The organism is Okeania sp. SIO3I5 (genome assembly GCF_010672085.1).
Classification (GTDB): domain Bacteria; phylum Cyanobacteriota; class Cyanobacteriia; order Cyanobacteriales; family Microcoleaceae; genus Trichodesmium.
Genome location: NZ_JAAHHT010000064.1, coordinates 30,812 through 41,374 on the forward strand (window position 1 = coordinate 30,812; position 10,563 = coordinate 41,374).

Here is a 10,563-nt window from a genome sequence, read left to right on the forward strand (position 1 = left end):
CACTCTACTGATTTTTCAAATTTTCTAGAGCGGGAAGTCGAGAATTTAATGCACCGTCTATCGGCAAAAATCAACCAAACTATTTTTGACTTATAAGTGCAGTTGGTTTCGGCTAAAAATTCTGGCAAATTATCTATTTTTGGAAATAAAGCGCCTCAGACACTCTACTGATTTTTCAAATTTTCTAGAGTGGGAAGTCTCGAATTTAATCCACCATCTATCCGCAAAAAGAAACCAAACTATTTTTGACTTATAAGTGCAGTTGGTTTCGGCTGAAAATTTTGGCAAATTATCTATTTTTGGAAATAAAGCGCCTCAGACACTCTACTGATTTTTCAAATTTTCTAGAGCGGGAAGTCGAGAATTTAATGCACCGTCTATCGGCAAAAATCAACCAAACTATTTTTGACTTATAAGTGCAGTTGGTTTCGGCTAAAAATTCTGGCAAATTATCTATTTTTGGAAATAAAGCGCCTCAGACACTCTACTGATTTTTCAAATTTTCTAGAGTGGGAAGTCTCGAATTTAATCCACCATCTATCCGCAAAAAGAAACCAAACTATTTTTGACTTATAAGTGCAGTTGGTTTCGGCTGAAAATTTTGGCAAATTATCTATTTTTGGAAATAAAGCGCCTCAGACACTCTACTGATTTTTCAAATTTTGTAGAGTGGGAAGTCTCGAATTTAATCCACCATCTATCCGCAAAAAGAAACCAAATTATTCTGATTTTTTGAAATCAAACACCTCAGGCACTGTACTTTTTTTACTTTTCTAAAAAAAATATATTTGTTACCAAAGTAAAAGTTAAACAATTTGAACTTTGATTATTCTAGAGTGTTGATTTTATAGTTATTTTTAATAGCTTTGTTGGTAAGTTTAATATTATCAGCAAATAGCCCCCATTCTTTTTTTTGGATAGGGGATAGGGGCTGAAAATTATAACAGTTTGTTTTTTGACTTGTAAGTATCAGACTCATCAATATCTAAGCACTTTATATCGTTCAAAAAATATGCCCTTAAAAGTGATTTTTGATCTTCATAGTAATTGAGGTCTTCTGGCTTTAACAAACCTAAGCTTTCTCCTAAAATATAGTCTACTTCAGAAATCCAAAAAGCCAGAATTTTGTTCTGACTAACTTGCTCAAGTATTTCACCTAATTTTTCTTCTTGTTTGAGATTTAATTCAGGCAAACAAGCTAATCTGACATACTCATTAATCAGCAAATGATAGATTTTTGCAGATCATCGTAGGTTTCTCAGAATTGTAATTTAGTAGACTGACACACCTTAAATGTTGCATTAGAAAAAATGGTCAAACCTTGCCATAACAAGAATTATACGAAACGAAGAAAGTTCTCTCCAAGGTTTTAGCTGTGTCGATCTACTAGGAATATTTTCTGAGACTTATATAGAACCTATTTGGTATCTTTGCCCGCGTAAAAATTTTTGAGTTATGAGTCACGAGTGGAATAGAGGTAATACAGGAAAAAGATTGAAAAATACTTCCCTACTTTTGAGAATCTTTTGATTCATTTGGTTAGAGCGCCATCTTAGCTAGTAATCAATTTTGCATTCTCTTAGGCTTCAAAAATATATATGCTGGTTTTTCCCATCATCAAACATTTTCATTCTGCGAAGCTCCCGAAAAAAAGAGAAGGATTTTCGGTTGCATCCCGACAAAAATTCTGATATGATAAAAAGTAGAGGGGGTCGTTCGCCCATATACATGATTTTTTATTCAACACAATTTTCTTATGAAGAGGCAATCAAGTATTCAGAAATTTTTCCTAGGAGAAATACCATAAACATTTTCATTCTGTGAAGCTCCCGAAAAAAAGAGAAGGATTTTCGGTTGCATCCTCACAAAAATTCTGATATGATAAAAACTAGAGGGGGTCATTCGCCCTTATGCATGATTTTTTATTCAACTAAAAATAGTTTCTCAGGGATAGAACTCCGTTCCGCTTTCCTACAGAATGCTACGCAAAGGAGTTTCGTCTGTCGCCGACATGTTTGCTCGCATGAGTCAGGAAAAGGCAGAACCTAGCGACAGCTATAACGCAAATGTTATAGAAAAGAAAATGAATCGTGAAACGGTATAATTCCTTAGCCTCAGATTCAGCTTTCTTGCCTTCTTGCTTAATTTATGAAAATTGCTATTATTGCCTCTGGATTTTTACCAGTATTAGATGGAGTAACCGTCAGTGGTTATTACCGAGTCCAAAAACTCAGTCAATTCGGACATCAAGTTTTATTATTCTGCCCAGACTATAGTCCGCTTGCTCATTTATACCCCAATTGGAAAGATTATACAGGTAATATTTTTCCTGGAGTTCAAGTTATTAACTTACCTAGTACACCATTCCTAGATTTTGAAAGAAATGTAGGATTTAACACTTACCAAATAGTCGTTCGAGAATTAGAAAAATTTCAGCCAGAAATTATTCATGTAGATGAACCAGAAAGATTATTTTTTGCTTTTTTTCGTTTAGCTGGCATCGAATTTGCTCGACAACATAAAATTCCCTGTGTCTGTACTTTCCGAACTAACTTTCTCGAATATTTTGAAGATTTTTTACCTTTGCCAAAAGGGATTAATCTGATGTTGCAATTAATCTTTAAAAAAAGTTTTGTCTCAATTTACAACCAATACGATTTGACTTTAGTTTCTAGCAGTATTACCTATCAAAAAATTGTCAGTATGGGAATGAAAAATGCTATGTATGTCAATTTTCATGGTTTTGATATAGAAAAATTTCAATCTGCCACAATAACAGCTAATTTTTGGGAATCAAATTATCAAATTTCTAATTTAGATAACAAAGTTAGAATAGTATTTTTAGGTAGACTAACAGAAGATAAAGGTTGGAAATTTACTTTAGATGCTTTTACCAAACTTCAGCAATTAGTAAATATAGAAAATATTGCCATAATAATTGTTGGAGATGGTCCGATGCACGATGAAATATCAAATAGATTATCTCAACTGACAAATGATGTTTATTTATTGGGTAGAATACCTCCTGAGAATGTACCTAATATTTTGAAAAATAGTGATTTTCATGTAACTGCCTCAGAAAAAGAAACTAGAGGTTTAACTGTATTAGAAGCATTTGCCGCAGGTATTCCAGTAGTTGCTCCTGCAGCAGGAGGAGTCACAGAAAATATTCAAGATGGTAGGAATGGTTTATTATTTACTCCAGGAAATCAAGAAAGTTTTTGTGAGAAATTGAAGTTATTAATTGAAGATAGTAATTTACGGAAAAAAATGGGTATAAATGGCAGAGAAGCTATTGCTAAATATAGTTGGGATAATGCAGTAGCTAACTTAGTTAAAATTTGGCAAGAGCAAATTATGCTCAAATCTTAGTATTAATTAGGGGTAAGGATTTAGCAATTAGTTATATAGCAATCCTAAATAGAGTTTGCTGAAAAAGTCTTATGAGTAAGGGTAGAAGACAGGAGGCAGGAGACAGGAGACAGGAGGAATGGGTAATTTAGAGAAGACAGGAGGAAGAATTATCCCTTGATTTTTCTGCCAATAGTTAACCCTTTCATCCTCACTTTTTGGGCTTTTTAGAAGGAAAACCTTGTACTTTTTAAAGACTTAAAAAAGCTCAAACCATTAGAATATCAATACTTTAATATTTAATCAGCAAGCCCTAAATAGAGTTTGCGGAAAAAGTCTTTTTACTCTTTGTATTAGTTAGTAGTAAGTAGTCAGAATAAATAGTAAACTTAGGCAATGTAGTTGGAACAATTATCCCTTAATTTTGGAGCTGTTTTCTGTTAAAAATCCTCACTTTTTGCAGCTCACGAGAGCAAAAAACTGGTACTTTCTCTGATTAAAAATGCCTTAAATCCTTAGTGTATAATTTTTTGATATTTAATCAGCAAACCTTAAATAGGTCGTGACATTTTGTCTTAGAGGTTTGCATACCAAACCCAATTTTTGCTTGGTTTAAGTATTTATCCATCAGTTATATAGCAATACCTAAATAGGTTGTAACATTTTGTCGTAGGGGTTTGCTCTCCAAGCCCCTAAAATTGTTTTTCTTCTTTTCTCTTCCCACCTAACTACTCCCTACTCACTCAAAGAAACGGATTTTTTATAGCTGGTAAAAAATAGGTTAGGACAATTAATTACTGATGATAAATCTTAGACTAGAAAATGTTTTTCCAACTATTCCCTATTCCCTATTCCCTATTCCCTATTCCCTGCTTTATTTTATTTTATCTAGTTTTTTTGTGCTATTTGCAACAATATTTTTTAGCTTCCTTTCAGGAATAGCATTTGAGAAAATCTTTGATAAAAATAAATTATAAAAATATTAAGACAATCTAATCTTTGAGTTATTCCTAGAAGATCCAGTTACAGTAAATAAAGGTACTTTCTGATTAATAACCGATAATTTACCGAATAATTAATCATTAATTATGATTAAGGTATCTGTAAAATAAATCTAAAGAAATGTCTCAAATATCAACTATTTGTGGGTTACGGCGGTGAGGGAATTGTTATTTTATATTGTGAGATTATTTTCGCCTTACCCTCCCCACCCTACATCAAGGCTTAATCTTTTTTTTACAGATGCCCTCTTAATCATTAAATAATTCAGGTTAAAAGCCTCCCCTTGAAAGGGAAAAAATTTATTTTTTTCCTTTTAGGCATCATGTAAAAATAAGTTGTACAAATTTTATCTGAAATAGATTGTCAAATATAAGTTCCATCAAAAAACTGTTCAGGTTATTTTTTCAAGGCTCCTTAGTAAATCCTCTCCCTAAAAGGGAAAAGTAATTATCAATTATCCATTATCAATTATCAATTAATGAATGTTGTACTTCGTTATTAATTTTAGGGACTAATTTAACAGACTAACTTGACTGGGTAACTACTAGAAAATTAGTTCGATCTGGCAAAAATAAAATTATTTAATAGCCATAGAATTTCTCAATAAGTTCAAGAGACAAAACAAAATTATTAGGGCTTAATATATACCTAAATTAATATATACTCAGTATTAGAAAATCCCTGTATAGTAATTCCCATTTTAGTGAGGTAAAATTCCACTTTTTAAACAACAGGCAACAGCCAATAGAATCAAAGTATAAGTATATCTCACTAACTTGAGAAAAACTATACTCAAGTTATACTAAGTAGAAGTATTATTAAGCAGACTAAATAAATTTCATTCGACTATATTTTCTATTTATCTAGGAACTCAAGGTTATGCAAACATTTATATTTATATGGTTGGGTCAAGTTTTTTCCCTATTAGGTTCCAGTCTGAGTGAATTTGCTTTAGCAGTATGGGTGTATCAAACAACAGGTTCAATTACCCACTATGCTCTATTGTCTTTATTCATTCATCTACCTAGTATCTTTATTTCACCATTTGCTGGTGCAATGGTAGATCGCTGGAGTCGTCGTAAGGCAATGATTGTCAGTGACTCAATTACTGGAGTAACAGCATTAGGAATAATGTTCCTAGTCTTCTCTGGACAACTGCAAGTTTGGCATATCTATATAGCAGTAGGTATTAGTTCTGTCTGTAACGCTTTCCAATGGCCAGCTTATATCTCTGCAATCTCTCAACTTGTACCTCCACAACACTTGAGTCGGGCGAATGGCATGGTACAAGGAGCAATAGCAACAGCAAGAATTCTTGGTCCAAGTATAGCTGGACTATTGATAATCAAAATTCAGCTTCACGGCATATTATTAATAGATTTTAGTACCTATCTACTGGCATTTTTCACTTTGTTAATTGTCAAATTCCCTAGAAGGCAGCAGCAAAATATTAGACGGAAAGTAAGTGTTGAAGATTTATGGCAAGAAGTTGTTTCAGGATGGAATTATGTAGTAGTCCGTGCTGGTTTGCGTCAGTTAACAATTTTCTTTGGAGTTATCTATCTAAGTGCGGGAGTATTGCAAGTTTTATTCTTGCCAATGGTGTTAAGTTTTGCCTCGGAAAAAGAATTAGGAATAGTAATGTCTGTTAGTGGCATTGGAATGTTGTTTGGCAGTGTGATAGTAAGTTTATGGGGATGTTCTAAACGAAGAATAGAAGCTATTTTAGTCTTTGCATTTATCCAAGGATTATGTCTATGTATGGGAGGATTCAAACCTGCTGTAATTTTGGCTGCATTTGCAGGATTTGGCTATTTATTTTCCAGGGCAATTATTGTTAGCTTGAATCATACTATTTGGCAAAAGAAAGTACCTCAATATTTACAAGGGCGAGTTTTTGCTTTGCAGAATATGATGGAAAAGTTTTTGTTAGTAACTACCCATCTAAGTGCAGCTCCTTTAGTAGAGTTTATGTTTAAACCTTTGATGAGTGAAAATGGAATTTTGGCAAGTAGTGTCGGCAGAATAATAGGAGTAGGAGAAGGGAGAGGAATAGCTTTGTTATTTGTTGTGATGGGTTTATTGAATATGGGAGCAGTATTAGTTGCTTATCGTACTCCACAGTTGCGACGAGTAGAGAGAGAATTAAATGATGGCGATCGCTTTGAAGTTAATAATACTGAGAGTGATAATACCGAACAAACTGTATTGATGTAGGAAGGGAGGCGATCAAGCTTTTTTCAAATCCCTGTAGGGAGGTTCTATGGAACCTCCCTTTTTTTTATAGCGCTACGCGCTAGGGAACAGGGAACAGGGAACAGGGAACAGGGAACAGGGAACAGGGAACAGCAGACTTTTAAAGGCTTTCAGGATTTAGAAATGTCAAATACCTTACAGTAGTTTTCATTTCAGTAAACCACAGTAGGGACGTTCCATGGAACGTCCCTACGGGGTTTTGGTTCTGACGATGTGGTTCATCAATTTGAAAAGCCCTGTAATGCGTAGTGCTATATCAAATCCCCTCTTCATGGAGGTGTTATAAGAAACCGGGTTTGTTTTACAGCGGTTTTCATATGAATAAACCACAATGATACTGACTCCTAACTCCTGACTCCTGACTTCTGACTCCTAACTCCTGACTCCTAACCCCTAACTCCTGACTCCTAACTCCTGACTCCTGACTCCTGACTCCTGACTCCTAACAATGAATTTAGTGGTCTACTCAACTGAAAAGCGCTGTAAATGCCCCACTGTATAACATCTATATTCCCACAAACCCGGTTTCTGGCGGTATTTAGATACTACCGGATTTGATATAATACAGGCCACCATTACAATACACCACCACCGAATAAACATATTACGCGAATTATATAAATATACTTTATAAATATTATACAGTTAGATAATATCTTCACAAGTTTACAAAAGTTTACAATTTTCCCTTGCACATTTCAATTATTCTTGTCTACAATCAAATCATGTGACTCACTTAAGTGATAAAAATAATGGCTCTGGGAAATAAAGTTTTCTGGACTAAAGATGCGAGTTGAAAGGCTGAAAAAATATAGAGATAAATCACATAAATAACACAAGCGTCAAGAAAACTTCTGGCTTCCGACTCACTAAAAGGCAAAAAACCTGTGCAGGAGCAAATTGAGACACTGAAGCTTGATATAACCCTTTAAAATCAGTGATTTAATTGTCTCATTTTTATTTGAGATCACTATAAATATATTTGCATCTGCTCAGAACTATTTAATCAAACAAAGTTTCAAGAAATATTACGAAATTAGAGAAATGGAAAATTTTATTATCAACACACCAAATCTTGCTAGTTATCTGGGATTTTTAGCTCTATGTGCTTATATACTTTCATTGTTACCCACAATTCTGAGAATAGTTTTTCCAGCTACTAAGAAGACCAATCTTCCCAAAATATTACTCAAATATCGCCGTCAAATAGGAGTAATGTCATTTGTTTTTGGAGCTGGTCATGGCATCTTATTATTTATGAAAAGAAACTTTGATGTCTTTGATATTGAATCATATCATCTTTATTTACAAGGAATAATTATACTAGCTATTTTTGCAGTTTTAGCAGTCACTTCTAATAACTGGAGTATAAAAAAATTGAAAAAAGATTGGAAAAAGCTACATTATTTAACTTATACATTAATGTTCCTTTTAACTTGGCATATTAGTGACAAAATGTTTGGTCATTGGAGTTATCTTACACCATTAGGAATAATCGGTAGTGTAGGAATAACTATTTTATTCTTAATCAGAAAATGGATTGAATATAAGAAAAAAAAGGCAGCAGTTTAGAATTTAGAATTTAGAATTCAGAATTAAGAAGTTAAATTCTGATTGTCAAGAATTGAGAATTGAGAATCTGCTAATACTAATGGCAACTGCTATATAAGAAAAAAAGGCAGCAATTCAGAATTGATAATTAAGAAGTTAAATTCTGATTGTCAAGAATTGAGAATTGAGAATCTGCTAATACTAATGGCAACTGCTATATAAGAAAAAAAGGCAGCAATTCAGAATTGATAATTAAGAAGTTAAATTCTGATTGTCAAGAATTGAGAATTGAGAATCTGCTAATACTAATGGCAACTGCTATATAAGAAAAAAAGGCAGCAATTCAGAATTGATAATTAAGAAGTTAAATTCTGATTGTCAAGAATTGAGAATTGAGAATCTGCTAATACTAATGGCAACTGCTATATAAGAAAAAAAGGCAGTAATTCAGAATTGATAATTAAGAAGTTAAATTCTGATTGTCAAGAATTGAGAATTGAGAATCTGCTAATACTAATGGCAACTGCTATATAAGAAAAAAAGGCAGTAATTCAGAATTGATAATTAAGAAGTTAAATTCTGATTGTCAAGAATTGAGAATTGAGAATCTGCTAATACTAATGGCAACTGCTATATAAGAAAAAAAGGCAGTAATTTAGAATTCTCAATTCTGAATTGAGAAGTTAAATTCTGGCACTACTTAAGAGCTTTAAAATCTGCTAAGAGTAATGGCAACTACTATCACTGAATAATCGATCTTCTACATCATTAAAAAATTATGCAATCACAACAACTTTTCTGGAATCCTGCCAAAACAATAACTGTAACAGCATTAACTACGGCAATAGCAACAACCCTTGTAATTAAAGGAATAGATTTCCAAGATTTGCTATCAAGAAGAATCAAACAAACAAACTATAAAGTCGAAAAAGTCAGGAAACCACTGCAAACTTTATCAGGTCATTCAACTTGGATTTATGCAGTTGCTATTAGTTCAGACGGAAAAACTATAGCTAGTAGCAGTTATGATGGCATGATTAAAATTTGGGATTTACCGACAGGTCAACTTATCCGTAGTATAGATGCTCACACTGATGTTGTGGAATCTCTAGCAATAAGTCCTAACGGGAAAATTCTGATTAGTGGTAGTTGGGATGATTGTGTGAAATTTTGGAATCTTCGTAATGGAAATCTGCTTCACGCTATTAATCTTAATTCTGACGACATTAAAGCAGTAGCGATCGCTCCCGATGGAGATACTGTAGCAATTGGCAGTCATAGAGGTTTTATTAAATTATGGAGTCTGAAAAAAGGAACAGAAATTTTACGTTTTCAGCATTCTAGTCCGGTGATTTCTTTAGCTTTTAGTCCTGATGGGGAAACTTTAGCTAGTGGTGGTAAAAATGGAAAACTTAAAACGTGGGAAGTAAAAACAGGAAAAGAAAAGAAGACTATATCTGCTCACGATCGCCCTATTTGGTCAATTGCATATCACCCTGATGGAGAAACTGTTGCTAGTGGCAGTCAAGATAGCACTATCAAGCTATGGCAACCAGAGACTGGTAAAAAAGTTGGAACTTTGAAGGGACATTCAAATGCAGTTTTTTCTGTTGCTTTTAGTCCAGATGGGCAAACTTTAGCTAGTGGTAGTTACGACAACAAAATTCTTTTGTGGGAGGTAGAAAGTCAAAAACCAATGGAGAAATATAAAGGTCATAGTAAATCTGTTTGGTCTGTTGGTTTTACTCAAGATGGGAAAACTCTTGTTAGTGGTAGTGCCGATCAAACAATTAAGATATGGCCTGTTTCAGTCAAAAAATTACCTCCTAAGTTAAATGTGGCAAAGGCAAAACCTGAAATAATCCCACAAGAGGTTCAGGAAATAGTTAAACTAGAAGATTTGAATCAAAAGCTGTATGAGCAAATCGATTTGAGTTGGCAAGAAAGTCCTACATGGTATGAAGATTTGGAATATCAAGTTAGGGTAGATATTGATGGGGCGATCGCTAGTTATGAACCGATGAATCAATCTGCGAAAGATTATCTTTTGGACACTCCTCTACCTAAGTTGATGAATGATGGCGATCGTCAACCTGTTTCTCAAAAGTCATTTGGGTTATTTAGAGTTGTATTGACTCCAACAGGAGTATTAGAAGTTAGTCCTTGGGATGGTTGGGAATAAACTAAGTGTGGGGAGATGGGGAGGATGGGGAGGATGGGGAGGGTGGGGAGGATGGGGAGGATGGGGAGGATGGGGAAGATGGGGAAGATGGGGAAGATGGGGAGGATGGGGAAGATGGGGAAGATGGGGAGGGTGGGGAGATGGAACATTTTTTGTAGCGAATTAAGGGGGAGTTTGGGGAGTTTGGGGAGATGGGGAGGGTGGGTAGATGTAACTGGAAC

At 34.2% G+C, this 10,563-nt stretch carries 7 protein-coding genes; 6 read left to right on the plus strand and 1 reads right to left on the minus strand.

Features of this window, described 5'->3' with window-relative positions; genetic code table 11:
- Window positions 1–245: 245 nt before the first annotated feature.
- Entirely contained in the window at window positions 246–416 is a 171-nt protein-coding gene (locus F6K40_RS16460) for a hypothetical protein (RefSeq protein ID WP_293137647.1), read from the plus strand.
- 522 nt (window positions 417–938) lie between these two features.
- Here F6K40_RS16460 and F6K40_RS16465 read toward each other — a convergent pair.
- Window positions 939–1,226 carry a hypothetical protein gene (locus F6K40_RS16465; RefSeq protein ID WP_293137649.1) on the minus strand — a complete coding sequence of 96 codons (288 nt, stop codon included), beginning with the start codon at window positions 1,224–1,226 and terminating at the stop codon, window positions 939–941.
- Between the two features lie 922 nt (window positions 1,227–2,148).
- Between F6K40_RS16465 and F6K40_RS16470 the strand changes: the two genes are divergently transcribed.
- From F6K40_RS16470 to F6K40_RS16490, 5 genes are all read left to right on the plus strand, one after another.
- Window positions 2,149–3,372, plus strand: a complete 1,224-nt coding sequence (locus F6K40_RS16470; protein WP_293137651.1) for a glycosyltransferase — start codon at window positions 2,149–2,151, stop codon at window positions 3,370–3,372.
- Between the two features lie 1,860 nt (window positions 3,373–5,232).
- A complete protein-coding gene (locus F6K40_RS16475) occupies window positions 5,233–6,570 on the plus strand; it encodes an MFS transporter (protein ID WP_293137653.1) in 1,338 nt (445 codons plus the stop codon).
- 1,083 nt (window positions 6,571–7,653) lie between these two features.
- Window positions 7,654–8,181, plus strand: coding sequence for a ferric reductase-like transmembrane domain-containing protein (locus F6K40_RS16480; RefSeq protein WP_293137655.1), 528 nt, complete (start codon window positions 7,654–7,656; stop codon window positions 8,179–8,181).
- Between the two features lie 757 nt (window positions 8,182–8,938).
- Window positions 8,939–10,342 (plus strand): WD40 domain-containing protein, encoded by a 1,404-nt coding sequence (locus tag F6K40_RS16485; RefSeq protein WP_293137657.1) that lies wholly within the window; start codon window positions 8,939–8,941, stop codon window positions 10,340–10,342.
- A gap of 5 nt (window positions 10,343–10,347) precedes the next feature.
- Window positions 10,348–10,500 (plus strand): hypothetical protein, encoded by a 153-nt coding sequence (locus F6K40_RS16490; RefSeq protein ID WP_293137659.1) that lies wholly within the window; start codon window positions 10,348–10,350, stop codon window positions 10,498–10,500.
- Window positions 10,501–10,563 lie beyond the last annotated feature (63 nt).